The 17,861-nt window shown below is 61.4% G+C and carries 4 protein-coding genes and 1 pseudogene; 3 read left to right on the forward strand and 2 right to left on the reverse strand.

Translation table 11 applies throughout. The features are described from left to right. Nucleotides 1-115: 115 nt before the first annotated feature. From ACA048_RS09770 to ACA048_RS09780, 3 genes and pseudogenes are all read left to right on the forward strand, one after another. Nucleotides 116-328: pseudogene (locus ACA048_RS09770) on the forward strand (phosphopantetheine-binding protein); the annotation flags it as partial. Continuing rightward, nucleotides 328-12,093, forward strand: a complete 11,766-nt coding sequence (locus ACA048_RS09775) for a non-ribosomal peptide synthase/polyketide synthase (protein ID WP_497628924.1) — start codon at nt 328-330, stop codon at nt 12,091-12,093. The pseudogene ACA048_RS09770 and the gene ACA048_RS09775, both read left to right, overlap by 1 nt. A 128-nt stretch (nt 12,094-12,221) precedes the next feature. Next, the gene (locus tag ACA048_RS09780) at nt 12,222-13,178 is read left to right on the forward strand and encodes an alpha/beta hydrolase (RefSeq protein WP_497628925.1); all 957 of its coding nucleotides are present in this window, start codon (nt 12,222-12,224) and stop codon (nt 13,176-13,178) included. A 249-nt stretch (nt 13,179-13,427) separates the two neighbouring features. Here the strand turns inward: ACA048_RS09780 and ACA048_RS09785 are convergent, their stop codons facing one another. Next, complete coding sequence (locus ACA048_RS09785) at nt 13,428-15,905, reverse strand: TonB-dependent siderophore receptor (protein ID WP_497628926.1); 2,478 nt, start codon at nt 15,903-15,905, stop codon at nt 13,428-13,430. A gap of 220 nt (nt 15,906-16,125) precedes the next feature. Beyond that, nucleotides 16,126-17,775, reverse strand: a complete 1,650-nt coding sequence (locus ACA048_RS09790) for a cyclic peptide export ABC transporter (RefSeq protein WP_497628927.1) — start codon at nt 17,773-17,775, stop codon at nt 16,126-16,128. Nucleotides 17,776-17,861 lie beyond the last annotated feature (86 nt).

Consider the following 17,861-nt stretch of genomic DNA (forward strand, 5'->3'; position numbering starts at 1 on the left):
GCCGGATGCCGAGGACTGGCAGCGTCCATTCGAAGCCCCCGAAGGCGATCTCGAACAGCAACTGTCGGCGATCTGGGCCGAGGTGCTGGGCGTGGCGCAGATCGGCCGGCGCGACAACTTCTTTGAATTGGGCGGGCATTCGTTGCTCGCCGCCCAGGCCAGTGCCCGCGTGGAACTGGAACTGGGCATCGAGCTGCCGCTGCGTGCACTGTTCGAATCCACCGACCTGCAGGCTTATGCCGCCATGGCCGGGCAACACGCTCCGGCTGACAACGATGCACGTCTTGATGCGCTTGAGTCGCTTCTCGACGAGATGGAGATCAACTGATGGAACACACCACCGCCCAGCGTATCGCCAGCCGTTTCGCCGGCCTGCCCGCCGACAAGCGCCGCGAGTTTCTGACACGCATGCAAGAGCAGGGCGTGAGCTTCGGCCAACTGCCGATTCCGCCGGCTGCCGAGACGCAATCGAGCTTCGAACTGTCGTATGCGCAGCAGCGCCAATGGGTCCTCTGGCAGCTTGATCCGCAAAGCTCTGCGTACAACATTCCGGCGGCGTTGCGCTTGCACGGGCCGTTGAATGTCGCGGCGTTGCAGCAGAGTTTTGACGTGTTACTGGAGCGGCATCAGAGTCTGCGCAGCCGGTTTGTCGAGGATGACGGTCAAGTCGTTCAGACGTTGGCCGAGTTCACCTCGCTGCCGATTGAGAAAATCGATATGCGCGGCGAACCACAGGAAAATCGCCTCGATCTAGCGATCAAAAGCGTCGAACAGGACATAGCCCGCCCGTTCGATTTGCAACATGGCCCACTGCTGCGGGTCAGCCTGTTGCAACTGGACGCCGAAGATCATGTGCTGTTGCTGACGCTGCACCACATCGTCACCGATGGCTGGTCGATGGGCGTGTTGGTGGAGGAATTCTCCCGCCTCTACGCCGCGCATTGCCAAGGGCAGAACGCAGTGCTGGAACTGCTGCCGATTCAGTATTCCGACTACGCCCTGTGGCAACGCCGCTGGATGGAAGCGGGGGAGCTGGAGCGTCAGCTCAATTGGTGGCGCAACACGCTGGGCAGCGAACAACCGCTGCTGGAATTGCCGACCGACCGTCCACGCCCGGCGCAACCGAGCCAGCGGGGTGCACGTTTGGATTTCGCCCTCGATGCAAACTTGGCCAGCGGGTTAATGAACCTGGCCAAACAGCGTGGCGTCACGCCGTTCATGCTGTTGCTGGCCAGCTTCCAGGCGTTGCTCTATCGCTATAGCGGCCAGTCCGACGTGCGCGTTGGTGTGCCGATTGCCAACCGTAACCGCGCGCAAACCCGTGGCCTGATCGGCTTCTTCGTCAACACCCAAGTGATGCGTGCCGAACTCGACGGACGCCTGCCATTCAGCCAATTGCTCGACCAGACCCGCACCGCGTCGCTGGACGCACAGGATTACCAGGACTTGCCGTTCGAACGGCTGGTGCAGGCGCTTCAAGGTGAGCGCAGCCTGAGCCACAGCCCGCTGTTCCAGGTGATGTTCAACCATCAGCAAGCCAAACCGGCAGCGGTCAGCGGCTTGCTCGCCGGGCTGCGTGTCGAAGCGCTGAACGCCACGGCGCCCACCACGCAATTCGACCTGCAACTGGACACGCAGGAAGAGGGCGACCGGTTGTTCGCCAGCCTGACCTATGCCACGGATCTGTTCGACGCCGAACGCATCGAGGATTTGGCCCGTCATTGGCGCAACCTGTTGGCCGGCGTGCTGGCGAACCCGCAATGCCCACTCGCCGAGTTGCCGCTGCTGGACGCCGACGAGCATCTGCGCATCCTCGATGACCTCAACGCCACCGCTCAGGATTATCCCGGTGAAGTCTGCGTGCAGCGGCATTTCGAAGAACGTGTGGCTGAAAACGGTGCGGCGACGGCGCTGGTGTTCCAGAACCAGTGCCTGAGTTACGCCGAGCTGAACCTGCGCGCCAACCGACTGGCCCATCATTTACGCGCTCAGGGTGTCGGCCCGGAAGTAATCGTCGGGATTGCCTGCGACCGTTCGTTTGAAATGGTCGTCGGCCTGCTGGCGATTCTCAAGGCCGGTGGCGCTTATGTGCCGCTGGACCCGGAATACCCGCTGGATCGCCTGAGCTACATGATCGAGGACAGTGGCATTTCGCTGTTGCTGACCCAGGAGCATCTGCTGACGCAATTGCCGACGCCCGACAACGTATGGACCTTGTGCCTGCAAACAGGCGCTGATTGGTTGAGCGACTTGCCGGCCACTGACTTGCCCAACCTCACCGTCGCAGAAAACCTCGCCTACGTGATTTACACCTCCGGCTCCACCGGCAAACCCAAAGGCGCAGGCAACCGCCACGTGGCGCTGCACAACCGTCTGGAGTGGATGCAGCAGGCCTACAACTTGCAGCCCACAGACCGCGTGCTGCAAAAGACGCCGTTCAGTTTCGACGTGTCGGTGTGGGAGTTTTTCTGGCCGCTGATGAAGGGCGCAACGCTGGTGATCGCCGCACCGGGCGAACATCGCGATCCACAACGCCTCGCTGCATTGATCGTCGAACAGGCAATCACCACGCTGCACTTTGTGCCGTCGATGCTCTCGGCGTTCATCGCTGCCGATGAGTCGTTGGCCTGTACCTCGCTGACACGCATCATTTGCAGCGGTGAAGCGCTACCGATGGAGCTGCAACGCAAGACCCTGCGCAGCCTGCCGCAAGCCCATCTCTACAACCTCTATGGCCCGACCGAAGCGGCCATCGACGTGACCCACTGGACCTGCGTGGAAGAAGGCCGTGACAGCGTGCCGATTGGTCGCCCGATTGCCAACCTGCGCACCTGTATCCTCGACAGCGAACTGCAACCGTTGCCGCAGGGTGCGGTGGGCGAGTTGTACCTCGGTGGTGTCGGTCTGGCGCGTGGGTATCACCGTCGCGGCGCGCTGACCGCCGAGCGTTTCGTGGTCGATCCGTTCGGCAGCGGCGAGCGCCTGTACCGCACCGGCGACCTGGCGCGTTATCGCGCTGACGGCGCCATCGACTACTGCGGGCGTATCGATCATCAAGTGAAAATTCGCGGTTTGCGCATCGAATTGGGCGAAATCGAAGCGCGCCTGCAAGAGCATGTCGATGTGCAGGAAGCCGTGGTGCTGGCCCTCGCCGGTCCGAGCGGCAAGCAATTGGTTGCGTACCTCGTGCCGCAGGATCGCGCACTGCTGGACGTCGACGCCGAGCAACAAGGCGCGTGGCGCGAAACCCTGAAAAGCCATCTGCTCGCCAGCCTGCCGGATTACATGGTCCCGGCGCAGACCGTGCTGATCGAGCAAATGCCGCTCAGCCCCAACGGCAAACTCGAGCGCAAACGTCTGCCGGCGCCAACCGCGCAAGTCGGCCAACGCACCTTCGAAGCGCCGCGTAGCGAACACGAACAGGTTCTGGCAAAGATCTGGCAAGAGGTGTTGGGCATCGAGCAGGTCGGGCGTCAGGACAACTTCTTCGAACTGGGCGGCGACTCGATCATCTCGATTCAAGTGGTCAGCCGCGCGCGCCGCGCCGGTCTGAGCCTGCAACCCCGTGATCTGTTCCAGCAGCAGACCTTGCAAGCGCTGGCCGCTGTGGTCAAAGAACAAGCCGCACCGCTGGCGCAACAAGGGCCGGTGGACGGGGGGCAGACACTTACGCCGATCCAACGCTGGTTCTTTGATGAGCCAATTGCGCAACGCGCGCACTGGAACCAGGCGGTGTTGCTGACGCCGCGCGAAACCCTCGAACTGCCGCGCCTGCAAGCCGCGCTGCAACGCCTGCTCAAGCAGCACGATGCGCTGCGGTTGCGCTTCAGTCAGGTCGACGGTCAATGGTCGGCGCGGTATGTCGGGGCCGACAGCGCTGATGTCATCGACATGCTCTGGACCGCCCGCGTGGCCAACGAGGCATCGCTGGAGTCGGTGTGCGACGAAGCGCAACGCAGCCTCAGTCTGCAAGACGGTCCGTTGCTGCGCGTGGCGTTGATCGCGCAGGCCGATGGCTCCCAGCGTTTGCTCTTGGTGATCCACCACTTGGCGGTGGACGGTGTGTCCTGGCGCGTGTTGCTGGAAGATTTGCAGGCGGCCTGCCTTGGGCAAGAACTGCCACCGAAGACCAGCGCTTTCCAGGCGTGGGCCGAAAAACTCGACGCCTATGCACACTCCGAAGCCGCAGCCAACGAACTGAGTTGGTGGCAGGCGCAGCTCAGCGCGGCGAGTGATTCGCTGCCAGCCGCCAATGCCCACGCCAGCCAGGCCGGGCATTTGCGCCAAGGCGTCAGCATCGGTCTGGATCGCGAACAAACCCGGAAGCTGCTGCAACAGGCGCCAGCGATTTACCGCACACAGGTCAACGATCTGCTGCTGACCGCACTGGCCCGCACCCTCAGCCGCTGGACCGGCGACAATTCGGCGTTGATTCAACTCGAAGGTCACGGCCGCGAAGAACTGTTTGACGACATCGACCTGACTCGCACCGTTGGCTGGTTCTCCAGCTTGTTCCCGGTGCGCCTGACGCCGACCGCCGACTTGGCGGGTTCGATCAAGGCGATCAAGCAGCAGCTGCGCGAGATCCCCGGTAAAGGCATGGGTTACGGCCTGTTGCGCTACATGGGCGATGTTTCGACCCAAGCGGCATTGGCTGCGCTGCCGCAAGCGCGGGTCACCTTCAACTACCTCGGCCAGTTCGACCAGAGCTTTGCCGAAGACGCGCTGTTCACCCCGGCTCGCGAATCCAGCGGTGCCGCGCAATCGGCGGATGCGCCGTTGCCAAACTGGCTGTCGGTGGACGGTCAGGTGTATGGCGGTGAGCTGAAACTCGACTGGACCTTCAGCCGCGAATGCTTCGATCAGGGTGAAATCGAAGCGCTGGCTGCAGATTTTCGTAATGAATTGCTGGCGCTGATCGCCCATTGCCTGAGCGATGGCGCGGGTGGCGTGACCCCGGCGGACTTCCCGTTGGCGCGGCTGACTCAGGCACAACTCGATGGCCTGCCGGTGCCGCCGGCGCAGATCGAGGACCTGTATCCGCTGTCGCCAATGCAGGCCGGTCTGTTGTTCCACAGCCTGTATGAATCGGAGTCCGGCGCCTATGTGAACCAGCTCAGCGTCGAAGCTCGTGGCCTCGATGCCGAACGACTGGGCCGTGCGTGGCAAGCGGTGCTCGACACCCATCCGATCCTGCGCAGCAGTTTCCACTTCCCCGACGGTTTTGAAGCGCCGGTGCAGTTGGTCCATCGTCATCTGCAATTGCCGATGACCTGCCTCGACTGGCGTGGCAGTGGCGATCAGGCCGAAGCGTTGATTCAATTGATTGACGAGGAACGCCTGCAACTGGACCCGACCCGGGCGCCGTTGATGCGCTTGACCCTGGTGCGACTCGACGACGAGCGTCAGCAACTGATCTACACCCATCATCACTTGCTGCTGGATGGTTGGAGCAACTCGCTGCTGCTGAGCGAAGTCTTGCAGCGTTATGCCGGGCAAGAAGTGCAGGCGCCCAACGGACGTTTTGCCGACTACATCGGCTGGCTGCAACGGCAGGATGCGCAGGCGGATGAACTGTTCTGGCGCGAGCAACTGGCGAGCCTCGACAATCCGACGCTGTTGGCGCAGAGCCTGGCCCATGGCAACAGTAAAAATCCGTCGACAGCCGCGTTCGCCGATCATCGCCAGACCTTCGATGTCGCCACCAGCCAACGCTTCAGCGAGTTCACCCGTCAGCAGAAAGTCACGCTCAACACCTTGGTGCAAGGCGCGTGGGCGCTGCTGTTGCAACGCTACAGCGGCCAGCGCAGCGTGGCGTTCGGCGCAACCGTGGCGGGGCGGCCGGTGGACTTGCCGGGGGCTGAAAGCCAGCTCGGGCTGTTCATCAACACCTTACCGGTGATCAGCACGCCGGATGCGGTTGAAAGTGTCGGCCAGTGGTTGAGCCGTTTGCAGGCGCACAACCTCGAATTGCGTGAACATGAATTCACCGCGTTGGGTGACATTCAGCGCTGGGCCGGGCGTGCCGGCGAGCCGTTGTTCGACAGTCTGCTGGTGTTCGAAAACTTCCCGGTGGCCGAAGCGTTGCAACAGGGCGCACCGGCCGGGTTGAGTTTCTCGATTGCGCAGAACCATGAACGCACCAACTTCCCGCTGACCCTGGCGGCCACCGCCGAAAGGCAGTTGAGCCTGAACTGGAGCTACCAGTGCAGCCACTTCAGCAGCGAAGCGATTGCGCGCATGAGCGAACATTTAGCCGCGCTGCTGACGGCGATGGTCGCCGCGCCTCAGGCAGCATTGAGTGAACTGGAGTTGCTGACCGCGCCCGAACGCGCGCAACAATTGATTGAGTGGAACCCCGCGTTCACCGCAACGGAAAACCCGCTGTGCGTGCATCAATTGATCGAGGCCCAGGCGGTTATTCGTCCGGACGCCACGGCGTTGATCTTCAACGACCTCGAATTGAGCTTCGACCAGCTCAACCGTCGCGCCAACCAATTGGCCCATCGTTTGCGTGCACTGGGCATTGGCCCGGAAGTGCGGGTCGGCCTGGCGATGCAGCGTTCGCCGGAAATGATCATCGGCCTGCTGGCGATCCTCAAGGCCGGTGGCGCTTACGTGCCACTGGACCCGGCGTACCCGGCCGAACGCTTGCGCTATCTGATGGACGACAGCGGCCTTTCGCTGTTGATCAGCCAATCGTGGCTGCGGGAAAAACTGCCGTTGCCCGAAGGCCTGCCGGTGCTGGAAATCGACCGGGAGCCGCTGGAGTCGATGGCTGAAACCAACCCGGTCAACCTGACCTGCGGCGAAAACCTCGCCTACCTGATTTACACCTCGGGCTCCACCGGGCGGCCGAAAGGTGTCAGCGTCGCTCACGGTCCACTGGCCATGCATTGCCTGGCGATTGGCGAGTTGTACGGCATGAACCCGGACGACCGCGAGCTGCAATTCGCCTCGATCAGTTTCGATGGCGCTCACGAGCGGTGGCTGACGCCGCTGGTGTTCGGTTCGGCGGTGATGCCGCGTGATGACGAGTTGTGGAGTGTTGAGCGCACGTGCGCCGAGATTGAAAAGCACGGCATCACTATCGCCTGCTTCACCCCAAGTTACCTGTTGCAGATGGCCGACTTCATGGGTGAAGCAGGGCGCGATCTGCCGATCCGTTCCTACACCCCGTGCGGTGAAGGCATGGCCAAACATGCGTTCGACGAAGTCCAGCAGGTGCTGCAACCCAAGCGCCTGATCAACGGCTACGGCCCAACCGAAACAGTGATCACGCCGCTGATCTGGCTGGCCTACCCGGATACCGAATTCGATTCGGCATTCATGCCGATTGGCCGGCCGGTGGGCAATCGCAGCGCCTATATTCTGGACGGCGGCTTGCAGCCGTTGCCGGTCGGTGTGGCGGGTGAGTTATACCTGGGCGGCGAGGGCGTCGCTCGCGGTTACCATCAACGTCCGGACCTGACCGCTGAGCGTTTCGTGCCGGATCCGTTCGTACCGGGCGCACGCTTGTATCGCAGCGGTGACCTCGCACGGTTCCGCGCCGATGGCGTTGTTGAATACCTGGGTCGGATCGACCAGCAAGTGAAGGTTCGCGGGTTCCGTATCGAGCTTGGCGAAGTCGAAGCCTGCCTGCTCGAACACGAGGGCGTGCGTGAAGCGTTCGTGATCGACCGCGAAGGCCCGGTCAGCCGCCAATTGGTCGGTTATGTGGTGCCGCGCGATCCGCTCGCCGATGAGCAGAATTTGCGTGAAGCGCTGACGGCTCACCTGCGCAGCCGTTTGCCAGCGCACATGCTGCCGGCGCATTTGATGTGTCTGGCGGCGTTGCCGCTGACGCCGAACGGCAAGCTTGATCGCCAAGGACTGCCGGTGCCTGAGGCCATTCGGCAGCACCACGATCACGCGGCCGCCGCGTCGCCGGCCGAAGCGTTACTGGTAGAAATCTGGCAGGAACTGCTGGGGCTGGAGTCGGTGGGCGTCACCGAGAACTTCTTCGAACTGGGCGGTGATTCGATCATCTCGCTGCAAGCGGTGAGCCGTGCCGGGCAGCGCGGATTGGTGTTCAGTCCCAAGCAACTGTTCGAACAACAGACGATTCGTGCCTTGGCCGCGGTGGCCAGCAGCCGTGAAGCGGCGTTGGTTGAAGTGCCGAAAGTCGATGCTTTCTCGCTGGTGCCGCACATCGATATTGCCGCCCGCGAGGGGCTGCAAGATCTGTATCCGCTGTCCCCCATGCAGCAAGGCATGTTGTTCCATTGCCTCGATTCACCGGAGCTGAACCCTTACGTCAACCAGTTGAGCGTGGCGGTGGACGGTTTGCAGGTGCCGCGTTTCCGCGCGGCCTGGCAGACCTTGGTCGAGCGTCACGAAGTGCTGCGCGCGGCGTTCCGCTGGCGCGATGGCTTGGCCGATCCGCTGCAAGCGGTGTTCGCCGACGTCGAGTTGCCCATCGAAGAGCTCGACTGGCGTGAGCGCAGCGATACCGGACAGGCGTTGAAGGAACTGGCCGCCGCAGAACAGGCCAAGGGTTTCGACCTGAGCTGCCCGCCGCTGATGCGTTTCATCCTGGTTCGCCTCGGCGATGACCGTTACCAGATGATCTGGATCTACCATCACCTGTTGCTGGACGGCTGGAGCGCCTCGCGGTTGTTGGGCGACATGCTGCGCCTGTATCACAACGACACTTTGCCGACCCTGGCCGGTCGCTACGCCGACTACATCGCCTGGTTGCAACGTCAGGACGGTGCGCAGGCCGAAGGGTTCTGGCGCGAGCGGCTCGCGTCGCTCGAAGCGCCGACCATTCTGGCCAAGGCCTCGGGTGCCGCTGGTGAAGGTCACGGCGTGATGTACAGCAACCTCGACGCCGAAGCGACGCGCAAACTGCACACCTTCGCCAAGCGTCAACGCGTGACCCTCAACACGCTGGTGCAAGCTGCCTGGCTGCTGTTGTTGCAACGCCACAGCGGCCAGCGCAGCGTCGCGTTCGGCGCCACGGTGGCGGGACGTCCGACCGGGCTGGCCGGGGCGCAGGACATGCTCGGTCTGTTTATCAATACCTTGCCGGTGATCCAGACCCTTGACCCGCAACAGCCGTTGGACGAGTGGTTGCGCGATTTGCAGGATTACAACCTGCTGGTCCGCGACTACGAGCACACGCCGTTGTCGGACATTCAGCGCTGGGCCGGGCAGGGTGGCCAGGGCTTGTTCGACAGCATCATCGTGTTCGAAAACCATCCGGTGGACCGTGCGTTGCGAGGGGGCGAGGAAGGTGAGCTGCGTTTCGCCGAAGTCGGCAGTGGCGGGGTGACCAACTTTCCGATGGACTTGATGGTCAGCGCCAACGAAGAAGGTCTGGAAGTCGAGTATCTGTTTCTGCGGGACCGTTTTAGTGAGGTGGAAGTAGAGCGGATTCGTGCGCAGCTCGAAGGTTTGTTGCGTGCATTGCCCGAAGACGCCACACGGCTGCTCGGCAATATTGGTTTGCCTGAATCACGTATCAGTCTGCCGCAAACGTCGGCTGACAGTGCCGATTTGCTGCACACGTTTAATCAGCATGTGCGCTCGCAGCCGCAGAAAATCGCCTTGATCTGTGATGATCGGCAAGTCAGTTACGCTGAACTTGAGGCACAGGCCAATGGGCTGGCGCTGCAATTGATCGGTCGCGGTATTGGACCGGAGAGTTTGGTGGCGGTGGCGTTGCCGCGCTCCGAACGCACGATTGTCGCGTTTCTCGCGGTGCTCAAGGCCGGTGCGGCTTACTTGCCTTTGGACTTGGCGTATCCGGTCGAGCGACTGGCCTATATGTTGAGCGATTCGGCCGCCAGCCTGTTGCTCTGCGAAAGTGATCTCGGCGAACGGTTGACCGTGGCCGACAATCTGCCGCGTGTGTTGCTCGATCAACTGAGCGATGCCGACAACGTTGAATGCCCGGTTTCCAACCCGTTGCCGGGGCATCTGGCGTACCTGATCTACACCTCCGGCTCCACCGGCCAACCGAAAGGCGTGGCGGTGGAGCGTGGACCGATTGCCCGGCATTGCCGAGGGATCATCGAACTTTATGAACTGGCCCCACGCAGCCGTGAGCTGCATTTCATGTCGTTCGCGTTCGACGGCGCACAGGAGCGCTGGCTGAGCGTGCTGTTGGCCGGCGGCAGTCTGGTGATTCGCGATGACAGTTTGTGGACCCCGGAACAGACCCTGGAAGTGCTGCATCGTCATGCCGTCACCGTCGCCTGCTTCCCGCCGGCGTACTTGCAACAGATGGCCGAAGTCGCCGAGCGTCTGGGCAATCCACCGGCGGTCGAGGTTTATTGCTTTGGCGGCGACGCGGTGCCGGACGCCAGTTTCGAGCAGGTCAAGCACGCCTTGCGTCCGCAGCGTCTGGTCAATGGCTATGGCCCGACCGAAACCGTGGTCACGCCGCTGCTGTGGCGTGCCGAGGTCAGCGAAAACTGTGATGCGGCTTATGCGCCGATTGGTCGAGGTGTCGCCGGGCGCGGTTTGTATGTGCTCGATGCCGACCTCAATCCGTTGCCGGTGGGTGTCAGCGGCGAGTTGTATCTGGGCGGTGAATGTTTGGCGCGCGGATACCACCAACGTCCGGGCATGAGCGCCGAGCGTTTCATCCCTGACCCGTTCGACGCCGGTGGCCGCATGTACCGCACCGGCGACCTGGTACGTCAGCGCGAGTGTGGGTTGATCGATTACCTGGGACGGCTGGATCAGCAAGTGAAGATCCGTGGTTTCCGTATCGAACTGGGCGAGATCGAAGCGCGCCTGCGTGAGTGCGCGGGTGTGCAGGATGCCGCTGTGGTGGTCCATGACACACCGACCGGCAAGCAATTGGTCGGTTATGTGGTAGCGGCCGGCGCAGTCGGGCTGGATCGTCGCTTGAAGTCTGAACTGCAAGCGCAACTGCCGGATTACATGGTGCCGGCGCGGATTATGGTGCTGGAGCGTTTTCCGCTGTCGGCCAACGGCAAGCTCGACCGTCGTGCATTGCCGGAGCCTGAATGGGCACTCGGCGGTTACCGGGCGCCGCGTAACGCACTGGAAACGGTGCTCACCGTGATCTGGCAAGAAGTGCTGGGCGTGCCGCAAGTGGGCATCGACGATAACTTCTTCGAACTGGGCGGCGACTCGTTGCAGGTGCTGAAAGTCATCTCGCGGGTACGCAGCCAGCCGCAACCGGGTTTTGAATTGAAGCTGCGGGATTTGATGCAGAAACCCTGCATTGCAGAACTCAGCGGTTATCAGGCGGCCGAGCCAGTCACAACGGCACCTGACCCGTTGCTGGCACTGAACGCGCGTATCCCCAATGTGCCGGCGCTGTTCTGCCTGCACGCCGGTTTCGGCACGGTGTTCGACTACGAACCGCTGGCGCGGCGTCTGGAAGGCCGGCGCACAGTATACGGCGTGCAGTGTCGCATGCTGCTTGATCCGCAGTGGCAGGACGAATCGTTGCTGGCCATGGCGCAAGCCTATGCGCAACGGATTCGCCATCAGCAGGCCAAGGGGCCGTATTACTTGCTGGGCTGGTCGTTGGGCGGAGCGTTGACGCAATTGGTCGCTCAGGAGCTGGAATCCCAGGGTGAAACGGTCGCGTTTGCCGGGCTGGTCGACAGTTACGTGGCGGGCACCGCAGAAACGGGGGACTGGCGCGAAGATTTGGGCGACTTCCTGAGGTTTGTGCTCGGGTTGCCGGCCGATGAGGCTCAGGCGTTGATTGCCCTGAAAGCGGCTGACTTGAACGAGCGCGAGGGTTCTTGCGCAGTGATCGAGGCGGCCATGTACGGCTCCAACGGGCATGCTGCGCTGGGCGCGGGTGAGCTTACACAGATCTTCGCCACCGGTTCACGCCTCAAGCAACTGGCACTGGCCCATCGACAATTACCGGCGATTCAGGCCATGGCGTATCGCTGGTGGGTGGCCGGGCGTGACGATGAACGCCGGGTGTTTGAGGCCCAGGTCGGCCGCCTCGGCGTAGATCGTTTGTTGGCGGGCGGGCACTACGAATTGCTGCGCGGTGACGAGTTGCTGGATGAGTTAGAAGACCTGCTGGAACGCCGCATGGCCATTGCGTGAACGCTTTTGTAGGAGCCAGGCTTGCCTGCGATGGCGATCTCACTGTCGCTATCGCGGGCAAGCCATGCTCCTACAGGTCTGGTTTTCCTTGTTCGATTATTGATCTCTTTGTGTGAAGGACTCATCCCATGGCCGTATTGCCAGAACTTGAAGCATTTCTCGAACTCGCCGAGTTCGGCCGGATGACCGGTAAAAGTCGCGCGATGCATGAACAGTCGCCGCAGCAGGCGCGGATCGATTTTGAAGCGTCCTCCGGGTTTCTCGATGTACCGCTGGGTAGCGTTTCCTGCGAGAACTTTACGATTACTGCGCGCGATGGTCATAGCCTGTCGGCGCGGCTGTATCGCGACGGGCAAGCGGTCGAGGGATTGCAGCCAGTGGTGTTGTATTTCCATGGCGGCGGTTATGTGGTCGGCAGCCTCGATTCCCATGATGCGCTGTGCCGGCGACTGGTGGCGCAGGGTGGTTTCGTGCTGTTGACGGTGGATTATCGTTTGGCGCCAGAGTGGCGGTTCCCGACACCGGTGCAGGATGCCTGCGATGCCGCCAACTGGCTGGCAAGTGAAGGCGTTGCGCGGGGGCTGGACGCGAATCGGGTGGCGCTGGTCGGTGACAGCGTGGGCGCGACCCTGGCCACGGTGTTGTCGATCATGGCGGTGCGTGAGCCCGAGGAACTGGCATTGAAACCCAAGGCGCAAGTGCTGCTGTACCCGGTGACGGATGCGACGACGAAACGCGCCTCGCATCGGGATTTCGCCGAGGGGTATTTGCTGGAAACGCCAACGCTGGACTGGTTCTACGCGCATTACGGGCGCGCCCCGCAGGACCTCGCGGACTGGCGCTGCTCGCCGTTGCTGGCAGCAGATCTGTCAGGTTTGGCACCGGCGTTGGTGTACCTGGCCGGGCATGATCCGTTGCATGACGAAGGGTTGGCGTATGCCGATCGGCTGCGTGCAGCGGGGAATGAGCTGACGTTGCTGGAACAACCGGGCATGACCCATGACTTTATGCGTATGGCGGGGTTGTTGGGGGAGGTTGCGGGGATTCACACGGAAGTGGTGGGGTGGGTGCGTTCTCGGGTTTAAGTTGAACTGAAAAAAACCGCCATTCCTGGATCAGGGTGGCGGTTTTTTTGTGCCAGGTATTGGGACTTTCTGGTGCGGCCACTATTGCCATCGCGAGCAGGCTCGCTCCTTCAGGGGTTTTGTGAACGCCGAAATCCAATGTGGGAGCGAGCCTGCTCGCGATAGCGGACTCACATTCAACACAAAAATCCCAGCCAAAAAAATGCCCGCATCTTACGACGCGGGCATTTTTCATTTCAGCTCAGAGAATCAGAAATCGTACTTCGCCATGATCTGCAGATTACGCGGCTCGCCATAGAAGGTGGTGCCGAAGTTGCCAAGGCCCGACATGTACTTCTTGTCGAAGACGTTGTTGGCATTGGCGGTGAAGCTCAGGTGCTCGTCGTACTGAAAGCGCGTCATCAGGTCCACGAGGGTGTAGCCGCCTTGCTTGAGCAGGGTGTTGCCACCTTCGCCGTTACCCACGTTCGGGCTGAAGCTCTGGCCGTAAAACGCGCTCTGCCAGCTGACGCCACCACCGATGGTGAACTGGTCCAGCGCGCCGGGCAGACGGTAGGTGGTGAACGTACGTACCACGTGTTCCGGTTTGCTGGAGGCCAGCGGGAAACCGTAAATACGTTGTTCATCCTTGTCGCGGGTCCGGGCGTAGGTGTAGCCGGCCGATACGTTCCAGTCCTTCGCCAGTTCGCCGGCCAGTTCCAGTTCCACACCCTTGGTGGTGGCGCCGGAGATGGCTTCATAAACGTCCCGGCCAGTGTTGACGTCGGTGGTGACGTACTGGGCAACGTTGTCCTGGTCAATCTGGAACAGGGCAAAGCTGGCGTTCAGTTTGCCTTCGAAATAAGCCGCCTTGATGCCGGTTTCGTAGCTGTCGCCTTCAACCGGGTCGAGGGTCTTACCAGTGATGTCCTGGTAAATTTGCGGCTGGTAGATCTTGGTGTAGCTGGCATAGACCGAGTAAATATCGTTCAGGTCATACACCACCCCGGCGTACGGCGTGACGACACCATGTTCCTTATAGCTGGCGTGGGTGTCGGTCAGGTTTGCACCCGGATAGTAGGTGTAGTCTTCGTTGTACTTGAAGGTGCTCAGGCGGCCGCCGAGGATGAGCGACAAGTCGTCGGTCGGACGCAGGCGCGTGGCCATGTAAATCCCGTTCTGGCTCTGGGTACGTTCGTATTTGCCGTTTTTCGGGAATTCCTGTTTTGGCAGGTTACCGTTCCAGTCAAAGATGCTGCCCGGCACCAGTTCGAAAGCGCTGGAGTCGTAGGTCGCACCCGTCTGACGCGAGTGGGCAGCCATGAAGCCGGCCACCAGTTCATGCTCGCGCCCGCCCAGGGAAAACGGCCCTGAGATGTTTACGTCCCCGGAGTTCTGTACGCGATGACCTTCCCAGCGACCCCAGTACAGGAAATTGCCCTCACCGGTAACAGGGTCAGCGGAGCCACCGCTGGCCGAGGCGAGTTGGGTATCGTGATCAGTGGTCTTCTGGTCGAAGCTGGCCTTGAATTTCCAGTCATTGGCCAGCGCTTGTTCCAGCGACGCGAAATAGGTGACGCTGTCGAAATCACGACGGCTCCAGTCGGCACCCGGGTTGAAACTGCGCGAGAAGTCGGTACGGCTGCCATCGGTGAAGTACGGTGCGTTACCGGTCCAGGAGCTGCCACGCGGGGTGACGCTGGACTTGTCGACGCCGAACGTCAGCAAGGTGTCGTCCGTCAGATCGGCTTGGAGGATGCCGTAGTAGATGTCTTTTTTCTGGCTGTAATGGTCCATGTACGAATCTTTGTCCTGGTAGGCGCCGACAAAGCGCCCCCGCACATTTCCAGAGTCGGTCAGTGAACCAGAGATGTCGCCTTCGGTGCGGTAGTTGTCCCAGGAGCCGGCAGTGGCGCTGACCGAGGCCTTGAAGTCCTTGGTCGGCTTCTTGCGGATCAGGTTGACCGTGGCGGACGGATCGCCTGCGCCCGTCATCAGGCCGGTAGCGCCCTTGACGACTTCGATGTGGTCGAGGCTGGCTGCGTCGTCGCCGTTGTTCGGGTTTTCACCGTAAACGCCGTCGTAGGGAATGTTGACGCCGTCGTACTGAAAGTTGGTGATGGCAAAACCACGGGCGGAAAACTCGGTGCGGTCACTGTCGTACTTCTGCGTTGTGACACCCGGCGTGTTGCGCAACGCGTCGGCAACGCTTTGTACACCACGGTCGTCCATCATTTGACGTGTGACCACGGTCACCGTTTGCGGCGTTTCGCGAATGGTCAGCGGCAGCCCGATGGCGGTGGTGGTGGCGCCGGTGGTGTAGGAACCGGTGTCTTCCGTGGTCAGGCCCAAGGCTTGCCCGGAAATGGTGGTCGCGCCCAGTTGCAGGCCCGAACCGCCGCCAGACACCAGGGTCACGGTGTTGCCATTGATCTGGAACGAAATGCCAGTGCCTTGCAACAGCGCCTTCAGGGCGTCGCTCGGTTCCAGTGAGCCGGATACCGCGCGCGACTTGATGCCCGCCACCTGATCCGGGCTGTAAAGGATTTGCAGGTTGGTCTGCATGCCCAGTTCGGTCAGCGCGTTGGAAAGCGGCTGGACGGCAACATTCACTTTCACAGGTGCAGCATTGGCCATCGAGCTCCCCAGCAAGGTGGCGGTCAGCATTACGCTGGTGAACAGGGTGCGATGCAAAGACGGGCGCTGTACGGCCAACGCGAGAGGTGTGCGGCGTGGTAGAAGTCGCATTACTTACCTGAGCTCCTGAAAAATGTTGTGCGGAGTTGTTGTTAATAAGAATGATTATTAAGACGGGGCGTGGAGGCAAAACCGGAAAGAAACCTGGGAAATAAATTTCAAAAGAGTGGAACAGGTGGGAACGGCCGTTCTTGTAGGAGCACGGATTGCCGGCGATGGCGTCCTCAGAATTGCCATCGCCGGCAAGCCGTGCTCCTACAGAGGTGTTTATTCAGGCAGGGGTCAGTTCGGTGACTACCCGGCCGCTTTCCATGCGCACCAGTTGATCGGCGACATCGAAATAGCGGTCATCATGGGAAATCACGATGATGGTCTTGCCCAGGCGTTTGAGGTCCGGCAGCAGCTCGGTGTAGAAAATCCGGCGGAAGGTCGGGTCTTGATCGGCGGCCCATTCATCGAACACCAGCACCGGACGCTCCTCCAGCCACGCGTTGACCAGCGCCAGGCGCTTGCGCTGGCCGGTGGACAGGGCGGTGGTGGTGAAACTGCCGTCCTTGACGCTGACCTTGTGCGCGATCTCCAGCCGTTGCAGGTATTTGTTCGCGTCTTCGGGGATGTGCGTGTCGCCCTGAACCACGTCATCGAACAGGTAGTAGTCGGCGAATATCGTGGTGAACAACTGGCGATAGTCATCTCGATTGTGTGCGTCGATGGTCTCGCCATTGACGCGGATTTCGCCCTGCTGCGGCGTGTACAAACCCAGCAGCAACTTGATCAGCGTGGTCTTGCCGCAACCGTTCTCGCCGACGATAAAGGTGATGTCGCCTTGCTTGATCGTCAGGTTCACCGGCCCGAGCTGGAACGGCGCCGCACCTACGGCGGGAGGGAAAGCGAAACGCACATCGGCCAGTTTCAGCTCGTGCACCGCTTGTTTGACCGGGCCCTGATCGCTCAGCAGCAGATGCGGTTCGGGGGTGGAAAACTGCTCGGACAACTCGGCAATGCGGCGGAATGCAATCTGCGCGCGGCTGACGATGGGCAGGGTGCTGATCAAGTGTTCCAGCGGGCCTTTCATGTACAGCAGCACCAGCACAAAGCCGCTCATCACGGTTTTATCGGCACTCGGCCAGAAGGTCTGCAGGGCCAGCGCCAGGCCGATCACCACGAAGAACAACATCGAGCCAAAGGTTTTGGCGATCACGAAGGTGTTGATCGAACGCACCTGAGTGTTGCAGATGAATTCGGCGGTGGCCTTGATGCCCGAGACAAACATGCGCTGGCGACGCGGGCGATGAATGCGCAGTTCCTTGGCACCTTCGGCAATCGCGTTGTAGTGTTTTTGCAGTTCGTCTTCGGCCTCGCGAGCGGCCATGAAACCCTGCACGCCTTTGCTCTGGGCGTAGGCCTGAATCGCCGTGCCAATCAGAATCGCCGCCACCATGATCATGAACATTGGCCACGACAGAATGGCCAGATAGCCCATGCAACCCAAGGTCACGGTTACGGAAATCGCCAGCGGGGCAAAGGCGAAGGCGAAGTCGCTGATGGTATCAACGTCGTGGGTCAACACCGGAATCAGCCGATGGCTGCGGTAGCGCTCGATCTGTTCGATGGGCGCCGACAGGACTTTTTCGCCCAGCTGTTTACGCAGCTGGGCAATGATGTGCTGGCCGACGTAGTTGGTGCCAATGTCCGAGCAGATCGAACTCAGCAGCGCCAGCAAGCACAAGCCGGCGAACAGCGCGACGACGCCTTGGGTCAGGCCGGTGTCCGAATGCAGGGCGTTGTTGATGGTTGCCAGCAAGACCGTGACGCTCAGGCCGCCGACCATGCCCAGGAAAATGGACGCGGCGACGATCAGCCGAAAGGGTTTCAACAGGGCGAACAATTCGCCGAGGGCGCCACGGGTTGGCTGGGGCATGGGAGACAGTTCCTTGGGTCGTAAGGCAGATACCCAGTAGAACGTCTGATCGAAGGCTTAATTTAGCCGGGTGCCGACTGGCGGCG

It is taken from the genome of Pseudomonas sp. LBUM1659 (genome assembly GCF_059716045.1).

What these genes read in the sequence shown, in the direction of transcription:
- ACA048_RS09785 (WP_497628926.1), bottom strand. Translation starts at nt 15,905, where the DNA reads ATGCGACTTCTACCACGCCGCACACCTCTCGCGTTGGCCGTACAGCGC.
- ACA048_RS09775 (WP_497628924.1), top strand. Translation starts at nt 328, where the DNA reads ATGGAACACACCACCGCCCAGCGTATCGCCAGCCGTTTCGCCGGCCTG.
- ACA048_RS09790 (WP_497628927.1), bottom strand. Translation starts at nt 17,775, where the DNA reads ATGCCCCAGCCAACCCGTGGCGCCCTCGGCGAATTGTTCGCCCTGTTG.
- ACA048_RS09780 (WP_497628925.1), top strand. Translation starts at nt 12,222, where the DNA reads ATGGCCGTATTGCCAGAACTTGAAGCATTTCTCGAACTCGCCGAGTTC.